Genomic DNA, 18,689 nt, shown 5'->3' with positions numbered 1-18,689 from the left:
TCGGCCGGATGCGCCGGGGCGCACGGCTTTGTCAGGTCCGATCAGGCCCGGGCGAGAGCACGCCGGTAGAGGGCGATGAGGGAAGTGCCGACATGCTCGATATGGCCGCGCAGGCAGGCCGCGGCCTCCTCAAACCTGCGCGCCTCGCACAGGTCGAGGATCTGCGCATGTTCGCTGAGGGCGCGGGTCGCGTCGTTGGAGGTCGAGATCTGCAGCCGCGTCGGCCGTTCGCAATCCTGCAGCAGTCCGGACACGATCGTCAGCGACCGCGGGCGATTGGCGTGGCGGAGCAGGTCGAGATGGAAACGGCTGTTCAGGTCGCCCCATCGGAGGACCTCGCCCGTCTCCAGCGCCGCGCCGTACTCCTGCGCGAGCGCGTCGAGATCCCGGATCTCGTCGTGCGACAGATGAGGGGCCGATAGCAGCAGCAATTGCGGCTCCAGCTGGACGCGCAGCTGGAAGATGTCCTCGACCTCTTGCAGCGACAGACCCGTCACGACCGCACCCCGATGCGGCATGATCTTCACGAGATTACTGGCTTCCAGATGGAGCAAAGCTTCGCGGATCGGGATCCGGCTGATCCCGAATTCCTCAGCCAGGGCATCCTGGCGAAGCTGCACCCCGGGCGGCAGGTCCCCGTTCAGGATCTGCTGACGCAACGAGTCCGCGACGGCCGCGGACACGGTCTTGTGCCGCAGCCGATCTGGCGCCGGTCGTCCGGGGACCGCAGGGGACATCAACGCCTCGCCGAATGTATACATTTATGCAGGACACCGTCATGCCGCGGAAACGCTCGCATGTCCAATGCCAGATTGTCCTGATCGAACTTGAGGTTGCAAATTTACGGGCCCCTGCTGTTGGGTTGTACGTCTCGGCCCCCGCCCGCGATGTCATTCAGCCAGCAGGAACATCATGCGACTCACCTGCTGATCGCCGATAACGCACGCAGACGTGGACGGCACTGATCCAGATTGCGAAAACCAGGACCGAAACCGGGTGGGGCACGGCCCCGTCGCGCGGCCTATCGTTCTGGTGGATCGCGCCGGTGGTGCGGATCGGCCCAAGGCGACTGGGCGAGGGTCTGCCCCAGGTATGCGATCAGCGCCGTCACCCGCGCAGGCCTCGGATCGCCGGGGGGCATGACGAGATGCAGCGCGATCGGGGGCGGCGACCAAGCGGGCAGCACCCGTTCGAGGCGCCCGGCCTCGAGATCCTCCCAGATCATGAAGTCCGGTTGCAGGGCGAGGCCGAGACCGGCCCGAAGCGCCGGTGTCAGGGCCTCGGCATTGTTCGCCCGAAGCTGGCCCGCGGGCACCACGACGGCCTCGGTCCCGGCTCCGTCCACGAATCGCCAGCGATCGGGCGTCGGCAGGTAGGCGTAGCCGAGGCAGGTGTGATGGACGAGATCGTCCGGATGTTCGGGCCTGCCGTGCCGGTCGAGATAGGCGGGCGTGGCCACCAGCGAGCGGCGGATCCCGCAGAGCCGGCGCGCCCGCAGCGATGAGTCGGGCAGGGCGGCGATGCGCAGCCCGGCATCGAATCCGCCCCCGACCAAGTCGACGACCGCGTCGGACAGGTGCAGGTCGACCGAAACGGAGGGGTATTGCTGCAGGAAGGCCGGCAGAATCGGCGCCACGTGCATCACCCCGAAGGTCATCGGCGCGGCGAGGCGCACGAGGCCGCGCGGCTCTGTGGCGCTCGCCGTCGCGAGGGCCTCGGCGGCCTCACCTTCGGCCAGGATGCGTGCGGCGCTGTCCTTGGCGCCTTGCCCAGCCGCCGTGAGGGCGAGTTTCCGGGACGTGCGGTTGAACAGACGGGCACCGATCCGGACCTCGAGCCGGCTCACCGCCTTCGAGACCGTGGCCTTCGACAGGCCGAGCTCCGTGGCAGCCCGACCGAAGGAGCCGGTCTCCACCACCTTGGCGAACACCGCCCAGGCCTCGAAATCGGGCAATCGCATCGGTCATTTCCAGAAACGATAGGTTTCCATCGTTTCTATTTTCGCGAGACATGGCAAGGGGCACATTCCCGTCATCAAAACACGCCGCCCTCCGCGGTGGCCTGTCGGGAGACATCGCCATGGTTCAGACCGGCCTCCATCATGTCACGGCCTTCTCCGGCCCGGCCCTCCGCAACCTCGACTTCCACACCCGCGTCCTCGGGCTGCGTCTGGTGAAGAAGACCGTCAACTTCGACGATCCGGGCACCTATCACCTGTATTACGGCGATGCGGTCGGGCGCCCGGGCACGATCCTGACCTTCTTCCCCATCGAGCACGCCGCGCCGGGCCGCGTCGGGATCGGCGAGACCCAGGAGACCGCGTTCCGGGTTCCCCGCGCCTCCATCGGCTGGTGGACCCATCGCTTCATCGAGAAGGGCGTCGCCCACGAGCCGCTCGTTCAGGTCTTCGGCGCGCCGACCCTGCGATTACGCGATCCGGACGGCATGATGCTCGCCCTGGTGGGTGTCGATGTCGGCGATGCGGAGGGCTGGGCGTCGAGCGAGGTACCGGCCGAGCATGCGATCCGCGGCCTCCACGGGGTGACGCTGCTCCTCGACAGGGCCGAGCCCACGGCCGCGATCCTCACGGAGGTGCTCGGCCTGCAGGAGGTCGGCCGCGAGGGCAGCCTGATCCGCTTCGCGGGCAGCGCCGAACTCGGCGGGCTCGTCACCCTGCGGGCGGTGGGCGGCTTCCTGCCCGGACGGCCGGGGGCGGGTTCGGTCCACCACATCGCATTCCGGGCGGCGGACGACGCCGCGCAGGCTGCGATGGGGCAGGCGCTCGCGGCGCGGGGCCTGCACGTCACTGAGCAGCGCGACCGGCAGTACTTCCGCTCGGTCTACTTCCGCGAGCCCGGCGGCGTGCTGTTCGAGATCGCCACGGACGCGCCCGGCTTCGCGGTGGACGAGCCGATCGAGGCCCTCGGCCAGGCGCTCAAGCTCCCCGCCGGCCTGGAGCCGCACCGGGCCGAGATCGAGGCCGTCCTGCCCAAGGTCGCCTGAGCCGCAACACCATCATGCCCGCCCCGCATCCGTGCGGGGCGGGACCGCGCCCCATCAGCCGTGAGGCCATCATGACCCAGGATACCACCGGCTTCATCCACCGCTTCGAGCCCGGTCCCGACACCGCGCGTCCCCTGCTGCTCCTGCACGGGACCGGCGGCGACGAAAACGACCTCCTCCCCCTCGGCCGCATGGTCGCGCCGGAGGCCGCCCTGCTCGCGCCGCGCGGCGGCGTCAGCGAGAACGGCATGCCGCGCTTCTTCCTGCGCCTGGCCGAAGGGGTCTTCGACGAGGCGGATCTCCGTCGGCGCACCGGCGACCTCGCCGCCTTCGTGGCGGCGTCCCGGGCACGGTACGGCCTCGGGCCCCCCCTGGCTTTGGGATTCTCGAACGGCGCCAACATCGCCGCCTCGCTGCTGATGCTCCGGCCGGAGACCCTGACGGGTGCCGTGCTGATCCGCCCGATGGTGCCGTTCGCCGAGCCCCCGGCCGCGGACCTCGCTGGCCGGCCGGTCCTGATCCTCTCCGGGGCGATGGACCCGATCGTACCCGTCGAGAATGCAAGGCGCCTCGCGCAGCAGCTTTCCGCCTCCGGGGCGCGCGTGGAGCATAGGATCCTGCCGGCCGGCCACGGCCTGTCGCAGGCCGATGTCAGTCAGGCCCTCGCATGGCTTCGCAGCCTCCCAGGCCCCGAAGCGGCCTGATTCCGCAACTGACGACAGGATGGAGCGATTGACGATGTCCCCGATTTCCTCTCCCGGCGCGACCGCCCTGCTGCCGGTGGCCGGCCGGGTCCTGATGAGCGCGATCTTTCTCGTGAGCGGCGCCGGCAAGCTCGCCGCCCCCGCCGCGACGCTCGCCACCATCGAGGCCGCCCATCTGCCGCTGCCGCCTCTCGCCTACGCGGCGGCGACAAGCGTGGAGGTCGTCGGCGGGCTGCTGCTCATCGCCGGCTACCGCACCCGGCTCGTCGCCCTGATCCTCGCGCTCTTCGCGGTCGCCACCGCGGTGACCTTCCACGCGGCCCTCGGCGACCAGAACCAGATGTTCCACTTCCTGAAGAACCTCGCCATGGCCGGCGGCTTGCTCCAGGTCGCGGCCTTCGGGGCCGGTCCGTTCAGCCTCGACGCGCGGCAGGGCCGGGCCTGACCCGTCCTTCGACTGTTGCGACTATCGGGAGACCACCATGCCCTACTTCACCACGCAGGACGGCACGCAGATCTACTTCAAGGATTGGGGCACCGGGCAGCCGGTGGTCTTCAGCCACGGCTGGCCGCTCAACGGCGACGCCTGGGAGGACCAGATGCTGTTCCTCGGGCAGCACGGGTTCCGGGTCATCGCCCATGACCGCCGGGGGCACGGTCGCTCCGAGCAGCCCTGGTCCGGCAACGACATGGACACCTATGCGGACGATCTCGCCGGGCTGATCGCCCATCTCGACCTGCGCGACGCGGTGCTGGTCGGCCACTCCACCGGTGGCGGCGAGGTCGCCCGCACCATCGGGCGGCACGGCACGGCGCGCATCGCCAAGGCGGTGCTGGTCGGGGCCGTGACGCCCCAGATGGTCCGGACCCCCGCGAATCCGGGCGGCCAGCCCAGGGAGGTGTTCGACGGCATCCGCGACTCGGTCCTCCGCGACCGGTCCCAGTTCTTCAAGGACCTGAGCGGCCCCTTCTACGGCGCCAACCGACCGGGCGCCGCTGTCAGCGATGGCCTGCGGGACACGTTCTGGATGCAGGGCATGATGGCCGGCCTGCGGAACGTGCACGCCTGCGTGGCGGCCTTCTCGGAGACCGACTTCACCGCGGACCTGAAGCGCATCGACGTGCCGACCCTGTTCGTGCACGGCGACGACGACCAGATCGTGCCGATCGACGCCGCGGCGCGCGCCGCCGTCAAGCTCGTGCCGAACGCCGTGCTGAAGGAGTATCCGGGCGCCCCGCACGGGCTGGCCGCCACCCACAAGGACCGGCTCAGCGCAGACCTGCTCGCCTTCATCCAAGGTTGAGGAGACCGGCGGCCTTTCCCGCGCGGGTCCGGGCTCCTAAAGCCTGCGACGGGCCGCACGCCGCGGTCCGTCAGACCCGAACCTCCGCGTGGATCCTCGCATGCCGACCTCCGACGCACCCCTCGCCCTCGGGATCATCGGCGCGGGCATCATGGGCGAGCGCCTGCTCGGCGCGATCCACGGGGCGGCGGATTCGCCCGTGCGGGTCGCGGCGATCTGGGATCCGGCTCCGGAGGCCCTGGCCCGGATCGGCGCGGCCTTCCCGGCGGTGCCGCGCGTGGCCGACGCCGCCGCGGTCGTGGCGGCCAGCGACTGCGTCTACGTCGCCTCGCCGCCCGCCTCGCATCTCGGCTATGCCCGTGCCGCCCTGGCCGCCGGCCGGAGCGTCTTCTGCGAGAAGCCGCTCGCCATCGATCTGGCCGATGCCCGCGCCTTCGTGGCGGACACCACGGGTGCCGGCGCGGTCAATTTCCCGTTCGCCTCGTCGCCGGGCGTGGCGACGATCGAGCGCTGGATCGAAGCGGGCGCGGTCGGCACGCCCCGGGCGCTCACCATCGCGGTGGAATTCGCTCGCTGGCCGCGCCCCTGGCAGGCCGACGCCGCGCACTGGCTCGACGCCCGGGCGGAGGGCGGCTTCACCCGCGAGGTGGTCTCGCATTTCCTGTTCCTGGCCCGCCGCCAGCTCGGCCCGCTCCAGGGTCTCGCCGGACGGATCGCGTTCCCGGAGCCGGGCCGGTCCGAGCGCGCGATCGACGTGACGCTCACCGCGGGTGGGATTCCCGTCACCCTGACCGGCCGGGTCGGGGGCGTCGAGGCCGACGACCACAACACGTGGACGCTGGAGGGCGATGCGGGCGCCGTCCGGCTGCGCGACTGGGCTATCGCCGAGCGTCGGGGCGCCGACGGGCGCTTCGAGCCGGAGCCGGACGCGATCCCCAACGAGCGGCTGCGGCCGATCACCCTCCGGCGACAGCTTGAGGGCGTCGTCCGGATGGCCCGCGGCGAACCCCACCCCCTCGCCACCTTCGCGGAGGCGCTCGCCGTGCAGGAGGTCGTAGAGGGTATCCTGGCCTTGTGAGGGCCGGGCGCGGGCCCGCGCCCGAAGAACGAACCCGCCGAGGCTCCGCCGTCTTCGAGCGGAGGGCGGCCATTCAGGCCGCGGGACGCGGGTTGGCCTCTCGCTACCCTGGATCGCTGCGCTCGCGATGACGGAGCGGACCGGGACCGAGCGACCCGGACCGTGAGGCGTTCAGCTTCCCAGCAGGTCGACCAGGAACGGGATCAGCGGCGCGTCGGCGGGCGGCATGGCGAGATCGCGCAGCGCCTTCGGCCGGACCCATTTGAGCGCCTGTCCCTCCATCGGGCGCGGCGTGCCGGTCCAGCGCCGGCAGACGTAGAGCGGCATCAAAAGGTGGAAGTCCGAATAGGCATGGCTGGCAAAGGTCAGCGGCGCGAGGCAGGGCTCCTCGACCCGGATGCCGAGTTCCTCGGCGAGCTCCCGGATCAGGGTCTGCTCGGGGCGCTCGCCGGGCTCGACCTTGCCGCCGGGGAACTCCCACAGGCCGGCGAGCTGCTTGCCCGCCGGACGCTCGCTCACCAGCACCCGGCCGTCGACGTCGACGAGGGCCACGGCGACCACCAGGAGCAGGCGCAGCGCGCCGCCTTCGAGCCCGCTCATTGCGCCACCGCGAAAGCGGCCGAGACCTCGGAAGACATCTGTATCGTGCCCGCCTCGATCGGCACCCGTCGCCCTTTGGCGGCCATCGGTGCCGCGCGGGCCATCTCCAGCGCCGGGCGGTACGGTGTCCCGACCGTGGTGGTCAGCGTGCAGAGCGCGCCGAGCTTGGCCCCGACCGCCTCGGCGAGTGCCTCGGCCCGGCTCCGGGCGTCCCGGGTCGCCGCGACCTGAAGGGCTGCTTCGCTCTTGTCCGGGTCGCGCAGTCCGAAGCTCACGCCGTCGATGCGGTTCGCCCCGGAGTCCAGTGCTTGCCGGAGAAGGTCGCCGAGGCGGTCCATATCGGCGAGGCGGACCGTGACGAGGTTGCTGGCGCGGTAGCCGTCGGGCTCCTCGGTCACGGCGCCTCCGGGCCGGGCGACGGTGCGGGTCGCCGTCTGCAGGGTGACGGCGGCCGTCCCGATATCGGCCGGCGGGACCCCGAGGGCACGGGCCTGCGCCGAGACGCCGGACACCGCCTTCGAGGCCGCGTCGAGGGCGGCTGCCGCGGTCGCGGCGCGCGCCTCAATGCCGACGGTCACCTCGGCGAAGTCCGGTGCCCGCGTCTCCGCCGCGCGTCCGACGACGCTGATATGCCGCTTGCACGCCGCGTCGTCGGCCTGAACCGGGGCCGCCAGGACCGTGACCAGCAGGGCGCCGGACAGGATGGCCCTCACGAGCGGTAATCCCCGTTGATCTCGACATAGGCCTTGGTCAGGTCGCAGGTCCAGACGCGGGCATTGCCGTCGCCCAGGCCGAGATCGACCCGGATCTCGATCTCCGGTTCGCGCATCACGGCGCTGGCAGCCGCTTCGCTGTAATCGGGGTCGCGAGCGCCCTGGACGGCCACCCGGACGTCGCCGAACCAGATCGCGAGCCGGTCGCGGTCGGCGGGCTCGCCGGCCTTGCCCACGGCCATCACGACGCGGCCCCAATTGGCATCCTCGCCGGCCACCGCGGTCTTCACCAGCGGCGAGTTGGCGATCGACATCGCGATGCGGTGCGCGGAGGCGTCGCTCTCGGCGCCGGTGACCCGCACGGTGACGAACTTGCGCGCGCCCTCACCATCCTTGGCGACGAGCTGGGCCAGCTCGATCAGCAGGCCGTCGAGCGCCTCCCGGAAGCCGGCAAGACGCGGGTCGGCGGGATCCGTGATCGCCGGATGGCCGGCCCTGGCGGTGGCGAACAGCATCAGCGTGTCGGAGGTGGACGTGTCGCCGTCCACCGTCACGCAGTTGAAGCTCGTCTTCGTGCCCGCCGAGAGGAGCGCCTGCAGCACGTCCTGCGGCAGGGCCGCGTCGGTGAAGACGAAGGACAGCATCGTCGCCATGTCGGGGGCGATCATGCCGGCGCCCTTGGCGATCCCGTTGATGGTCACGGGCACGCCGGCGATCTCGGCCGTGCGGGTGGCGAGCTTCGGGAACGTGTCGGTGGTCATGATCGCGCGGGCCGCCGCATTCCAGGCGGCCGGTCCATCCTCGGCCCGGGCCGCGCACTCCGCGAGCACGCCCTCGAACCGCTCCGCCGGAAGCGGCTCGCCGATCACGCCGGTCGACGCCACGTACACCTCCCCCGTGCGGCAGCCCGCCGCCTGCGCGGCGATCTCGACGGTGCGCGCCACCGCGTCGCGTCCGAGCCGGCCCGTGAAGGCGTTGGCGTTGCCCGAATTGACCACCAGCGCCCGCGCGGATCCGTCGGCCAGGGCGTCGCGACACCAATCCACCGGCGCCGAGGGACATTTCGACCGGGTGAACACCCCCGCGGCCCGGGTGCCGGATTCCAGCGCGACGTAGAGCACGTCGGTTCGGCCGCTGTAGCGGATCCCCGCCTGAGCGGTGGCGATGCGCACGCCCGGCAGGGGGGGCAGCTCGGGCATCGCGGTGGGCGCCAGCGGGGAGACGGGAGGGGCTTTCGCGGATGACATCGGCTCAGGCTCCGGCACGCGCGGCTCAGGTTCCGCGGCGGCCCGGTGTTGCCCGCGCGACCCCTGCGGCGTCAACCGTGTGCTCAGCCTATGGCCACGCTTCGAGCTGCTTCGGTTTTGTGCACCGACGGCGCCGAATACGGCGGTATCACGGCGTCGGGCTTGCGTGTGGATTGCATCCCAGCCTAGCATGCTGCATCGCAAAGTCAGCGCGAGGTCGAGTGCGGAATGCCCCCAGCCGACGTCGAGACTGCCTCGGGCAGCCTTCCCCAGGGGAGCTGCTATCGAATCCAGGTTCTGGTGGTCGGCTGCCACAAGCGCTGGCGCGACGAGGTCTCCGCGCAAGTCCGGATGCTGGGTTATCAGGTCACCGCCTGCGATCGCGGCGTCGATGCCATGACGGTGCTGGCCCTCGGCCTCCCCGTGGATGTGATCGTGGTGGATACCGCGCTCCAGGGGGGATTGTGCTGCGCGCAGCTCGCCGTCGAGGCGCGGGCCCTGCGCCCGGCCCTGCGCATCATCCTCGCCAGCGACCCGGTGGACGCGATGGAGCCGGAGGCGTCGGCCCGCGTGCCCGACGCGCTGCGCGTCCCGCGCGACCAGCTTCAGAACGGCATGGTCGCCACGATGATGCGCGAGGCGCTGGCGAACCGCGCGGCCTGAGGTCCGGCGCGACGGCCTGAGGGGCCTCGCGAGGCGTCGAGCGAATCGCGGCCGACGCGACTCACGACGTCGCCGCGCCTCCGTGCCGGTTCGGGACTGTTGCAAGCGGGACGGCCCGCTCGATGTCAGCAACGCAGGCCGGGCCGCACGGCAATCCAAATGCAGCGGCCGCGTGATCCGGTGAAAGAGGGATCGGCGCGCAGTTTTAGCGCGGCTCAGCAGCGGACACGCGCAAGGCGAATCTTTCGGTCGGCCCAGGACGCGTTGTCAGAACTGGTCCATCGCGACGAGAACGCCCCGATTGCCGTTTGCGCGTGCCGCCCTGCGTCTGCGGCTGGCTTGCCTGGCCTGAATATCAAATATATCTCGAGACATTGCCGCCAAATATCTATAGTACAAGTTGAAATTGATCGCGTGACACGATGTTGTCATGATTGAGGCGTCTATCGTTCGGCCGAGAACTTGGCCTGTTCTGTGGAAGATGCGCCTGTGAGAACTGGGATACGCTCTCGCCTCTACGCGGGATTTGCGATGCTCGTCATGATCACGGGTATCATCGGTGCATTCGCGATCTACCAGCAAGGAGTGATCAGCGAAGACCACGCGCTCCGGGAGCGGGTGGAGCGGGGTGCGCAATCGGTCCTGATGATCGACGGTCACGCCGCACGCCTCATCGGAACCGCCGAACGGTACCGGATCCAGCCGGATCCCGATCTGATCGTCGCGATGGAGCAGGCCCGGCGGGCGATCGAGCAGACCTGCGACAAGTACTTCTCGCTGGCCATGACCGACGGCGGGCGGAAGCTGTACGACGACGTGCGGGAGGCCGCCCGCGCGATGAAGCCGGAGCTGGAGCGCCTCGCGGCCTCGGGCGCGACCCTGCGTGAAGCCAGGGCGAAACTCTACGAGACCGGCAATACACTCACCGTTCTTCTCGGAAACCTGCTCGCGGACGTGCGCGCCCGAGGCGGCGAGGCAATGCTGGCGCGGATCGAGCACATCGAGAATGCCGTCCTGCGGTCCCGCATCGCATCGGCCCGCTTCGTGATCGGCCTGGATCCGCAGGACCGCAGCACCTTCGAGCAGCGGGTCGAGCAGGCTCTGGCGGCCCTGGATGCGTTCAAGGACACGCAGGGCGGCGCGGTCTTCGCGCAGCAGGTCAGGGCCGTTCGCGACGCGCTGGTCGCCGCCGCGACCGGCTTCCGTGCGTACGATCAGGCGGTGGCTTCGGCAAAGGCGACGTTCGAAACCGGGATCAAGCCCCACACCGACGCGATCGAACGGCTCGGCATCGCGCTGCGCGACCGGATCGTGGCCGCCGGCGAGAGGATTTCCCGGGAGACCGCGTCGGCCGCGTCACGGGCCCGCTACATCCTGATCGGCCTCGTCGGCGCGGCCCTGCTCCTCGGGGGCGTCCTGGCCTTCATGCTGGCCCGCAGCATCATCCGGCCGATCGCCGGCATGACGGAGGCGATGACGCGGCTGGCCGGCGGCGACCTTCAGGTCGTGGTGCCGTACCGCGACGCGGCCGACGAGATGGGCGCGATGGCCAAGGCCGTCGACATCTTCCGGCAGAACGCGGTCGCCCGAGCGGAACTCGAGGCGGCGCAGGCCGCCGAACGGGAGGCTCGCCTGCGCCGGGCCGAGCGGGTCGAGCAGCGCGTCCAAGCCTTCCAGGCGAAGATCGCCGCCTCGCTCGCCATCGTCACGGCGGCGACCAGCGAACTCGACGCGACCGCGCAGGCGATGACCCGGGTGGCCGACAACACCAACAGTCAGGCGGTGACATCGAGCTCGGCCGCCGCGCAGACCTCGGCCAATGTCCAGACCGTCGCGGCGGCCGCCGAGGAGATGGTCTCCTCGCTTCAGGAGATCGAGCGGCAGGTCGTGCGCTCCAACGAGGTGGCCGGTCACGCCGCCCACGAGGCCGAGGCGACCAACGCCGCCATGGCGAGCCTGCGCGCCGCCGCCGAGCAGATCGGCGCCGCCGTGATCATGATCTCCGGCATCGCGAACCAGACCAACCTGCTGGCCCTCAACGCCACCATCGAGGCGGCGCGGGCCGGCGAGGCGGGGCGCGGCTTCGCCGTTGTGGCTTCCGAAGTGAAGGAGCTCGCTTCGCAGACGGCGCGGGCCACCGAGGAGATCGGCGGCCAGATCGCCGCGATCCAGGCGGCCTCGGGGCAGGCCGCGGAGGCGATGGCCCAGATCGGCCGCACCATCGCCGCCGTGAACGAGATCAGCGGCGCCATCGCCGCGACGGTGGTGCAGCAGACGGCCGCCACGAGCGAGATCTCGCGCAATGCCGGTGAAGCGGCGCGGGGCACGGAGAATGTGTCGGCCAATGTCACGCGCGTGCTGGCCGCCGCCCGCGAGACCGGCAGCGCAGCCGCGCAGGTCCAGAGCGCTGCGTCCGAGCTTGCCACCCAGTCATTGACGGTCAAGCGCGAGGTCGACAGCTTCCTCGACGACATTCAGGCGGCGTGAAGGCCAGGGCGGCCTAGATGGCGGCGGTGTCCGTCTCGTCGCCGTCGCGCGTCCGCCGCTCGCGGGGGCGTCGATCGAGGAAGGAGCGGCCGAGGGCGCGCAGCGGCGCCGTCAACCGACGGACATCCTCGGCGCGTTCCATGACGCGCTCGCCGTTGCGGATTTCCTTGTCGAGCTTCGCCATCGTCCGGGCCAGGGCCGGGTCGTCGTCGTCGAGCCAGACCTGGGTCACGCGGGCGAAAGCGATGACCACGCCCTGCAGCTTGAGCTGTCCGAGGGGGCCTTCGGTGTCGATCCCGGCCGCCGCCAGCATGTAACGGTGCGAGTTCAGCATCACGCCGTTCAGCGCCAGCATCGACAGCGGCTCGCCGCGCAGCGCGTAGGCGATCCGGCGCAGGGCGGGCTTGTAGGGCTCCATCGCATCGATGCGGCGCATCAGAACGTCGAACAGCCGCTCGCGGGTGGGCTCCTCCTCGAGGCCGGCGAGATCGCCCTCCAGGACCTTGCGGTCGATGATGCGGGTCAGGCCGCCGAGCACGGCGCCCTTCGACGGGAACAGGTCGCGCAGTTCGGCGAGCGTCAGACCCGCCTCCCGGGCGATGTCGCTCACCTCGATGTCGTTCCAGGGCTGCTCGGCGGCGAGCCGCATCAGAGCCTCGACGGCGGCCTCCCGGGGCGGCAGCTTCGGCGCGCTATCCTCCGGCGCCGCACCGGCGCTCCGCGCCGCGCCATCCTGAACGGAAGCCGCGGGGGCGGCGCTCTCGGGGGCGCTGCTCGCCTTGGGGGACGTCGCGCCCTTGCGGGGACGCTTGGAAGTGGCTCTGCTGTCGGTCATGGATCGGTCGCCCGGTCTGTCGGTCGTGACGCCTCATGTAGGCGAGCCGGCGGCGAAGGGCAGGGCCGTCGCGCGGCCATGCCGCACGGACGCCGCACCGTGTCAGCCGGCGAGGTCCTCCGCCCGTCTGCGGGCCGCCGCCACGGCCTCCCGCATCAGCGCGCCGAGGCCGTCCGGCCGCATCAGCACGTCGAGGGCCGCCGCCGTGGTGCCGCCGGGGGAGGTGACGTTGCGGCGCAAGTCCGCCGCCTCGGCCGGGTCTGCGTCGAGGAGCGCACCGGCCCCCGCCACCGTCGCCCGGGCGAGGTTGCGGGCCACGTCGGGATCCAGGCCGGCCGCGATGCCGGCATCCGCCAGGGTCTCGGCGAGCAGGAACACGTAGGCCGGCCCGGAGCCCGAGACCGCCGTCACGGCGTCGATCTGCGCCTCGTCGGTGAGCCACGCCACCGTGCCGTTCGCCGCGAACAGCGCCTCGGCGGCCGCGCGCTGCGCGGGCGTCACCTCGGGATTCGCGCAGGCGCCGGTGGCGCCCCGGCCGATGCTCGCCGGCAGGTTCGGCATGGCCCGGACGACGGCCCGCGCCCGCGGCAGGCGGGCGCGGAGATCCGCGATGGTCTTGCCCGCCAGGATCGAGACGAGGAGCGTGTCGCGGCCGATCAGCCGGTCGAGCCCCGGGGCGGCCGTCTCCAGACCCTGCGGCTTGATGCCGAGGACCAGAACGGCGCCGGGCTCGGGGGCCGGGGGGTTCAGGGCGATGCCCCGTTCGATGCAGAGGTCCACGATCGCGCCGGACGGCACGGGGTCGATGATCGTTGTCCGGCGCGGGTCGAGGCCAGCATCCAGCCAGCCCGCCAGCATCGCGCCGCCCATCTTGCCGGCCCCGGCCAGGACCAGCGAGGCGGGCATCGGCATCGGGCCGGTCACGCCTCGCCTTCGGTCTCGAACAGGACAGCGTCCAGCGCTTCGCGGGCGCTCTTGCCGGCCCAGAGCACGAACTGGAACGCCTGGAAGTAGCGTTCGCAGGCGTCCACCGCGGTCTTCATCATGGTGGCGCATTGCGGGTGGGTCGGCACCGCGCCCCCCGTCAGCAGCAGGGCGTGCCGGAACATCACGACGTTGTCGGTGGTCCAAAGGTCGAAATGGCCGACCCACAGTTGTTCATTGATCATCGCGATCAGGCGCATCACCTCGGTGCGCTGCCGCTCCTGCACCTTGAGGTCGAAGGCGCAGGCGACGTGAAGCGCCTCGACATCCTCGATCCAGGTGAAGGCCACGTTGTAGTCGGTCCACCGGCCGGGGCTCGTGACCGACATCTCGTCGGTCTCGGCCCGGTCGAAGATCCAATCGCGCAGGGAGGCCAGCCGCTCGACGACGTCGAGCGGATGCTCGTTCCGGTCCGGGTCGTGGAAGTCGACGTTGAGAAGCGGCATGACGATCCAAAAGGACGGCCCGGACGAGATCCGGCCCGACGTGACGGTGACGCGAAACCGGAGCGTGAGAACACTCCGAGAACTGGAACGATCGGCAGATCTAGGCCGGTGGTGATGCGATCGACTGTCGAAGCTCTGCGGACATCGCCCTGCAGCCCCCGAATCACCCTATGCCCGACTATAGACCGGCCGTGACTCGCGACACAAAGTGCAGGTCACAATCGGTGAACAGGAAACCGGATCGTCGCCGCGGCTTCCTGTGTAAAAGCCGGGGGCGTTGCCGCGGAGACTCAGACGGCCTCGCTCAGGCCCGCGGCGCCCGCTCCGGCGGCACCGGATTTCGCCTCCAGGGCCGCAATACGGGCCGACAGGGCCTCGTTCTGCGCCTGCAGCTGAGTCACGAGGTCGCGGAGCACGTCGAGCTCCTCGCGCGAGGCGATGTCGAGGTCGCGGATGACGCGTTCGAGCTGCGCCCGGGCCACGGTCTCCGCCTCGCGGCGGACGCCCTGCGCGGCGCCGGCCGCGTCGGTCATCAGGCGGGCGAGGTCGTCGAACAGTCGATTGGAGGGGGGCATCGAGGTCTCCCGGATCGGCCGGCTGCCGCGGCGGCCGCCTGACGGCGCGATTCGAGAGGACGAGATAGGAATCTTCGCGATGGGGAGCAACGCCCGGTCGGTCCGGGACGGCGAGGCGGAGGCGCGAGGCCCCCGCTTCGCCGGCTGATCACATGTGGCGCATCATGCGGCGATGCATGCGGTGATGCATCATGCGGCGCTCCATCCGGCGGTGCATCATGCGGTGATGCATCCGGCGGTGCATCATGCGGTGCTCCATCGGGGTCATGCGGACATGGGTCACGGCGTCGGGCGCCGTGACGGCGCCGGGCATCGCCGGAGCCGCCGAGGCCGGCTGGACGAGGGCGGCGCCGCCCAGGGAGGCCAGCACGGCAAAGGCGAAGGTCAGTTTCCTCACGAGGAGACTCCAATTTTCTGGTGGCCGGGTCGGGTGCCCGGTTCCTCCTCCCGGACGGGAGGTGCGGAGAGTCGTCTCGTGCCGCGGGGCGGCACGGCGGGTCTGCGAGGACCCGCCGCCATCAACTGCCAAGTCAGAGATTCGTTTCCTCGAAGGCCTTCACCCATTCGGCACAGATTCCCGAGCGCACGATGTCGTTGCGGGTGAACTCCACCACCGGGATCGGCATCATCCGGCTCTTGACCATGTGCATGACGGTGCGCAGGCCGGAGGTCTCGCGCAGGTCGGTCTGCGACACATCGCCGTTGATGATGACCTGACAATCGTCGCCGATCCGGGTCAGAAACATCTTGATCTCGTTGATGGTGGTGTTCTGGGCCTCGTCGAGGATCACGAGGCAGTTCTTGAAAGTCCGCCCGCGCATCACCTCGAAGGGGACGATCTCGATGTCGCCGGTCTTGAGTGCGATCTCGAAGGCGGCGGCGCCCATGCGCTCCTTCATGGCCTCGGTCAGCGGGGCGACCCAGGGGGCGATCTTCTCTTCCAGCGTGCCGGGGAAGTAGCCGAGGGACCGGCCCGAGGGCACGTTCGGGCGGGTGATGACGACTTTGGCGATCCGGCGCTGGCGGAGCTGGTCCGCCGCGCGGGTGCCGGCGATGAAGGTCTTTCCGGTGCCGGCCGGCCCCAGGACGATGACCTGCGGGGAGCGGGCGAGGGCGTCGAGATACTCGGCTTGGCGTTCGGTGAGCGGCTGGATGGGGGCGAGGTTGCGTTCTTCGTCGAAGCGTGTGCGGTGAATGCGGGACGTGCGGTCTTCAACCAGTTCAAGTCGTGCGCGGCGTCTCTTCATGGATGTACACTCCAACGGGACTAGCCAACCTGGATCTGTATCTGAACTGCCGTTTACCTGCGTGCTCCCGGTTCTATTCGTTTGCGAAACTTAATACCGGCCCCAGGCCGAAGGTTCCGCCCCGCGCTCGTCCGCCTGTGGAGAGCGTCACGACGATCCGTGCGCGGCCGAATACACGATGCAACTGGCGCACCAGTGCGATTCGCATCCGACGAATGCGCGCCGGGTGTGACCAAGGGGTGACGGTGGACGAGGGGGCTTCGAAAAAGCCGCGCGGCTGGCGCGGATGCATCAGGTTCGGGACGGGGGAGACGCGATGACGCGGCATCCGGCACGATCACGATCCTCCCCGCCCGCAGGGGCGAAGCCGGCCGACCCTGCCGCCCTGAAACGTCCGGGCTTGGTCGGCGGGACGGGCCTCACCCGGCCTGGATGAAGCTGTCGAGCACCATTTTCTGGCCGGCCTTGTCGAAGTCAACGGTGAGCTTGTTGCCATCGACGCCCGCGACCGTTCCGGGGCCGAACTTGGTGTGGAAGACCCGCTGGCCGGCCTGGAAGGCCGAGGGCGCGCCCGTCGACTTGGCGATCAGCTCGCCCTCGATCTGGCGGGGTCCGCCGGACTGGCCGCCGGAGCGGCCGCCCGGGCCCGCCGACCGGAAGCCGCCGCCGGACCCGGACCGGCCACCCGGCGCGGTGTTGGCCTGCGCCCGCTGCCAGCCCGGCGTGCCGTAGCTCGATCCGAACGGCGCCGGGTTGCGGTCGAACCGCGAGGCGCCGGCCGAGAAGTGGGCGGGGGCCTCGACCACGTCGACGGCGGTCTCGGGCAACTCGTCGATGAACCGCGACGGGATGGTCGACGACCAGAGCCCGTGGATGCGCCGGTTGACCGCGAAGGACAGCTTCGCCCGCTTGCGCGCCCGGGTCAGGCCCACATGGGCGAGGCGCCGCTCCTCCTCCAGGCCGGCGCGGCCGCTCTCGTCCAGCGCCCGCTGGTTCGGGAACAGGCCGTCCTCCCAGCCGGGCAGGAACACGGTGTCGAATTCGAGCCCCTTGGCGGCGTGGAGCGTCATCAGCGAGACCCGCTCGGCGCCCTCGGCCTCGGAGGCCTCCATCACCAGGGAGACGTGCTCCAGGAAGGCCGCGAGGTCCGGGAATTCCTCCATGGAGCGGACGAATTCCTTCAGGTTCTCCAGCCGGCCGGCGGCGTCGGCCGAGCGGTCCTTCTGCCACATCTCGGTGTAGCCGGATTCCTCGAGGATCGTCTGCGCGACCTCGCTGTGCGGCTGCGCCTCCACCAGTCGCGCCCACCGTGCGAAGCTCTCGGTGAGCGCCCGCAGGGTCGAGCGGACGCGGGGCTTCAGCTCGTCGGTCTCGCACAGGCGCTCGGCGGCGATCCGCAGGGGCAGCCGGTTGGCACGGCCGTAGGTGTGGAGCTGCTGCAGGGTGGCGTCGCCCAGGCCGCGCTTGGGCGTGTTCACGATCCGCTCGAAGGCGAGGTCGTCGCTGACATTCACGGTGGCGCGCAGATACGCCAGGGCGTCGCGGATCTCGGCGCGCTCGTAGAAGCGCGGGCCGCCGATGACCCGATAGGGCAGGCCGAGCTGGACGAACCGATCCTCGATCTCGCGCATCTGCGCGGAAATCCGCACCAGCACGGCGATCTCCGACAGGGGATGCTGCTTCACCTGGAGGGATTCGATCGATTCGGCGAGCATCCGCGCCTCCTCCTCGGAATCCCAGGCGCCCGTGACGGTGACGCGCTCGCCCGGCTCGTCGTCGGTGCGCAGGGTCTTGCCGAGGCGGCTCTCGTTCTTGGCGATCAGCCCCGAGGCGGCGGCGAGGATATGGCCGGTGGAGCGGTAGTTGCGCTCCAGCCGCACCACCACCGCGCCGGGGAAATCGTGCTCGAAGCGCAGGATGTTGTCGACCTCGGCGCCGCGCCAGCCGTAGATCGACTGGTCGTCGTCGCCCACGCAGGCGATGTTCTTGCGCTGTTGCGCCAGCAGGCGCAGCCACAGGTACTGCGCGACGTTGGTGTCTTGGTACTCGTCCACCAGGATGTAGCGGAACCGGTCCTGGTAATTGGCCAGGACGTCGGGGTTCTCCCGCCAGAGCTTAAGGCAGAGCAGCAGGAGATCGCCGAAATCGACGGCGTTTAGCGTCGCGAGCCGGGCCTGGTAGGCGGTGTAGAGCGCGCCGCCCTTTCCGAAGGCGAACGAGGCAGCCTCGCCCGGGGGCACCTGCTCGGGGCCGAGGCCGCGGTTCTTCCAGCCGTCGATGGCGTGGGACAGGGCCCGGGCCGGCCAGCGCTTCTCGTCGACGTTCTGGTCGGCGATCACCTGCTTCATCAGCCGGAGCTGGTCGTCGGTGCCCAGGATGGTGAAGTCGGATTTGAGCCCAACCAGCTCGGCGTGGCGGCGCAGGATCTTGGTGCCGATGGCGTGGAAGGTGCCGAGCCAGGGCATGCCCTCGCCGGCGGGGCCGATCAGCGTGCCGATCCGGTGCTTCATCTCCCGGGCGGCCTTGTTGGTGAAGGTCACCGCCAGGATGTCGAAGGGGCGCGCCCGCCCGGTGGCGATCAGGTGGGCGATGCGGGTGGTCAGCACCCGGGTCTTGCCGGTGCCGGCGCCGGCCAGCACGAGGATCGGGCCCTCCGTGGTCTCGACGGCGCGGCGCTGCTCGGGATTAAGCCCCTCGAGATAGCCGGCGGCGTCGCGGCGGAGGGCGCCCATGGCGCGGGCGGTGATGGACGTGGCGGGCGCGCCGTCCCCGGCGGGCTGCGCTTGCGGGCGGTTCTGCATCC

19 protein-coding genes are annotated in these 18,689 nt (G+C 70.6%); 7 read left to right on the top strand and 12 right to left on the bottom strand.

The genetic code is table 11. The features are described 5' to 3' along the window. Positions 1–41: 41 nt before the first annotated feature. Both A3862_RS07410 and A3862_RS07405 read right to left on the bottom strand, forming a co-directional pair. Positions 42–737: a GntR family transcriptional regulator gene (locus A3862_RS07410; protein ID WP_053609680.1), complete on the bottom strand. Its 696-nt coding sequence runs from the start codon at positions 735–737 to the stop codon at positions 42–44. A 284-nt stretch (positions 738–1,021) separates the two neighbouring features. Next, a complete protein-coding gene (locus A3862_RS07405) occupies positions 1,022–1,960 on the bottom strand; it encodes a LysR family transcriptional regulator (protein ID WP_043346969.1) in 939 nt (312 codons plus the stop codon). Positions 1,961–2,079: 119 nt separating this feature from the next. Between A3862_RS07405 and A3862_RS07400 the strand changes: the two genes are divergently transcribed. From A3862_RS07400 to A3862_RS07380, 5 genes are all read left to right on the top strand, one after another. Then, positions 2,080–3,003: a ring-cleaving dioxygenase gene (locus A3862_RS07400; protein WP_043760085.1), complete on the top strand. Its 924-nt coding sequence runs from the start codon at positions 2,080–2,082 to the stop codon at positions 3,001–3,003. A gap of 71 nt (positions 3,004–3,074) precedes the next feature. Further along, entirely contained in the window at positions 3,075–3,707 is a 633-nt protein-coding gene (locus A3862_RS07395) for an alpha/beta hydrolase (RefSeq protein ID WP_043760087.1), read from the top strand. A 34-nt stretch (positions 3,708–3,741) separates the two neighbouring features. Further along, positions 3,742–4,152, top strand: coding sequence for a DoxX family protein (locus tag A3862_RS07390; protein ID WP_043388964.1), 411 nt, complete (start codon positions 3,742–3,744; stop codon positions 4,150–4,152). Positions 4,153–4,189: 37 nt separating this feature from the next. Further along, the gene (locus tag A3862_RS07385) at positions 4,190–5,011 is read left to right on the top strand and encodes an alpha/beta fold hydrolase (protein ID WP_043346975.1); all 822 of its coding nucleotides are present in this window, start codon (positions 4,190–4,192) and stop codon (positions 5,009–5,011) included. Positions 5,012–5,111: 100 nt separating this feature from the next. Further along, a complete protein-coding gene (locus A3862_RS07380; protein ID WP_043760089.1) occupies positions 5,112–6,089 on the top strand; it encodes a Gfo/Idh/MocA family protein in 978 nt (325 codons plus the stop codon). 171 nt (positions 6,090–6,260) lie between these two features. Here A3862_RS07380 and A3862_RS07375 read toward each other — a convergent pair whose 3' ends face one another. Genes A3862_RS07375 through argJ form a run of 3 tightly spaced genes read right to left on the bottom strand, consistent with a single transcriptional unit; the run spans position 6,261 to position 8,649 of the window. After that, positions 6,261–6,689 (bottom strand): (deoxy)nucleoside triphosphate pyrophosphohydrolase, encoded by a 429-nt coding sequence (locus A3862_RS07375; RefSeq protein WP_043760090.1) that lies wholly within the window; start codon positions 6,687–6,689, stop codon positions 6,261–6,263. Continuing rightward, a complete protein-coding gene (locus tag A3862_RS07370; RefSeq protein ID WP_043346980.1) occupies positions 6,686–7,402 on the bottom strand; it encodes an SIMPL domain-containing protein in 717 nt (238 codons plus the stop codon). Before A3862_RS07370 ends, A3862_RS07375 begins: the two co-directional genes overlap by 4 nt. Beyond that, positions 7,399–8,649 carry a bifunctional glutamate N-acetyltransferase/amino-acid acetyltransferase ArgJ gene (gene argJ / locus A3862_RS07365; RefSeq protein ID WP_043346982.1) on the bottom strand — a complete coding sequence of 417 codons (1,251 nt, stop codon included), beginning with the start codon at positions 8,647–8,649 and terminating at the stop codon, positions 7,399–7,401. The genes A3862_RS07370 and argJ overlap by 4 nt, the downstream gene beginning before the upstream one ends. Positions 8,650–8,877: 228 nt before the next feature. Between argJ and A3862_RS07360 the strand changes: the two genes are divergently transcribed. Next, the gene (locus tag A3862_RS07360) at positions 8,878–9,312 is read left to right on the top strand and encodes a histidine kinase (RefSeq protein WP_043346983.1); all 435 of its coding nucleotides are present in this window, start codon (positions 8,878–8,880) and stop codon (positions 9,310–9,312) included. A gap of 540 nt (positions 9,313–9,852) precedes the next feature. Next, positions 9,853–11,799, top strand: coding sequence for a methyl-accepting chemotaxis protein (locus A3862_RS07355; RefSeq protein ID WP_100794125.1), 1,947 nt, complete (start codon positions 9,853–9,855; stop codon positions 11,797–11,799). Between the two features lie 13 nt (positions 11,800–11,812). On the opposite strand, the gene A3862_RS07350 is transcribed toward A3862_RS07355, so the two are convergent. From A3862_RS07350 to A3862_RS07320, 7 genes are all read right to left on the bottom strand, one after another. After that, positions 11,813–12,634 (bottom strand): hypothetical protein, encoded by an 822-nt coding sequence (locus tag A3862_RS07350; RefSeq protein WP_043388951.1) that lies wholly within the window; start codon positions 12,632–12,634, stop codon positions 11,813–11,815. Between the two features lie 102 nt (positions 12,635–12,736). Further along, the gene (gene proC, locus A3862_RS07345; RefSeq protein WP_043761656.1) at positions 12,737–13,546 is read right to left on the bottom strand and encodes a pyrroline-5-carboxylate reductase; all 810 of its coding nucleotides are present in this window, start codon (positions 13,544–13,546) and stop codon (positions 12,737–12,739) included. An 8-nt stretch (positions 13,547–13,554) separates the two neighbouring features. Next, complete coding sequence (locus tag A3862_RS07340; protein ID WP_043346992.1) at positions 13,555–14,064, bottom strand: YbjN domain-containing protein; 510 nt, start codon at positions 14,062–14,064, stop codon at positions 13,555–13,557. A 290-nt stretch (positions 14,065–14,354) separates the two neighbouring features. Then, the gene (locus tag A3862_RS07335; RefSeq protein WP_043346993.1) at positions 14,355–14,639 is read right to left on the bottom strand and encodes an accessory factor UbiK family protein; all 285 of its coding nucleotides are present in this window, start codon (positions 14,637–14,639) and stop codon (positions 14,355–14,357) included. Between the two features lie 148 nt (positions 14,640–14,787). Beyond that, entirely contained in the window at positions 14,788–15,036 is a 249-nt protein-coding gene (locus A3862_RS07330) for a hypothetical protein (protein WP_043760094.1), read from the bottom strand. 133 nt (positions 15,037–15,169) lie between these two features. Next, positions 15,170–15,886: a PhoH family protein gene (locus tag A3862_RS07325; protein ID WP_012321860.1), complete on the bottom strand. Its 717-nt coding sequence runs from the start codon at positions 15,884–15,886 to the stop codon at positions 15,170–15,172. 419 nt (positions 15,887–16,305) lie between these two features. Continuing rightward, a complete protein-coding gene (locus A3862_RS07320; RefSeq protein ID WP_043389230.1) occupies positions 16,306–18,687 on the bottom strand; it encodes an ATP-dependent helicase in 2,382 nt (793 codons plus the stop codon). Positions 18,688–18,689 lie beyond the last annotated feature (2 nt).

It is taken from the genome of Methylobacterium sp. XJLW, assembly GCF_003254375.1.
Taxonomy (GTDB): domain Bacteria; phylum Pseudomonadota; class Alphaproteobacteria; order Rhizobiales; family Beijerinckiaceae; genus Methylobacterium; species Methylobacterium fujisawaense.
This window is presented reverse-complemented; position numbering and strand designations above follow the sequence as displayed.

Excerpts from the sequence above, each read along its gene's own strand:
- A3862_RS07325 (WP_012321860.1), bottom strand. The coding sequence starts at position 15,886 with ATGAAGAGACGCCGCGCACGACTTGAACTGGTTGAAGACCGCACGTCC.
- A3862_RS07410 (WP_053609680.1), bottom strand. The coding sequence starts at position 737 with ATGTCCCCTGCGGTCCCCGGACGACCGGCGCCAGATCGGCTGCGGCAC.
- A3862_RS07390 (WP_043388964.1), top strand. The coding sequence starts at position 3,742 with ATGTCCCCGATTTCCTCTCCCGGCGCGACCGCCCTGCTGCCGGTGGCC.
- A3862_RS07385 (WP_043346975.1), top strand. The coding sequence starts at position 4,190 with ATGCCCTACTTCACCACGCAGGACGGCACGCAGATCTACTTCAAGGAT.
- A3862_RS07335 (WP_043346993.1), bottom strand. The coding sequence starts at position 14,639 with ATGCCCCCCTCCAATCGACTGTTCGACGACCTCGCCCGCCTGATGACC.
- A3862_RS07320 (WP_043389230.1), bottom strand. The coding sequence starts at position 18,687 with ATGCAGAACCGCCCGCAAGCGCAGCCCGCCGGGGACGGCGCGCCCGCC.
- A3862_RS07395 (WP_043760087.1), top strand. The coding sequence starts at position 3,075 with ATGACCCAGGATACCACCGGCTTCATCCACCGCTTCGAGCCCGGTCCC.
- A3862_RS07350 (WP_043388951.1), bottom strand. The coding sequence starts at position 12,634 with ATGACCGACAGCAGAGCCACTTCCAAGCGTCCCCGCAAGGGCGCGACG.
- A3862_RS07340 (WP_043346992.1), bottom strand. The coding sequence starts at position 14,064 with ATGCCGCTTCTCAACGTCGACTTCCACGACCCGGACCGGAACGAGCAT.
- A3862_RS07375 (WP_043760090.1), bottom strand. The coding sequence starts at position 6,689 with ATGAGCGGGCTCGAAGGCGGCGCGCTGCGCCTGCTCCTGGTGGTCGCC.
- argJ (WP_043346982.1), bottom strand. The coding sequence starts at position 8,649 with ATGTCATCCGCGAAAGCCCCTCCCGTCTCCCCGCTGGCGCCCACCGCG.
- A3862_RS07405 (WP_043346969.1), bottom strand. The coding sequence starts at position 1,960 with ATGCGATTGCCCGATTTCGAGGCCTGGGCGGTGTTCGCCAAGGTGGTG.
- A3862_RS07380 (WP_043760089.1), top strand. The coding sequence starts at position 5,112 with ATGCCGACCTCCGACGCACCCCTCGCCCTCGGGATCATCGGCGCGGGC.
- A3862_RS07355 (WP_100794125.1), top strand. The coding sequence starts at position 9,853 with ATGATCACGGGTATCATCGGTGCATTCGCGATCTACCAGCAAGGAGTG.
- A3862_RS07360 (WP_043346983.1), top strand. The coding sequence starts at position 8,878 with ATGCCCCCAGCCGACGTCGAGACTGCCTCGGGCAGCCTTCCCCAGGGG.
- proC (WP_043761656.1), bottom strand. The coding sequence starts at position 13,546 with ATGCCGATGCCCGCCTCGCTGGTCCTGGCCGGGGCCGGCAAGATGGGC.
- A3862_RS07400 (WP_043760085.1), top strand. The coding sequence starts at position 2,080 with ATGGTTCAGACCGGCCTCCATCATGTCACGGCCTTCTCCGGCCCGGCC.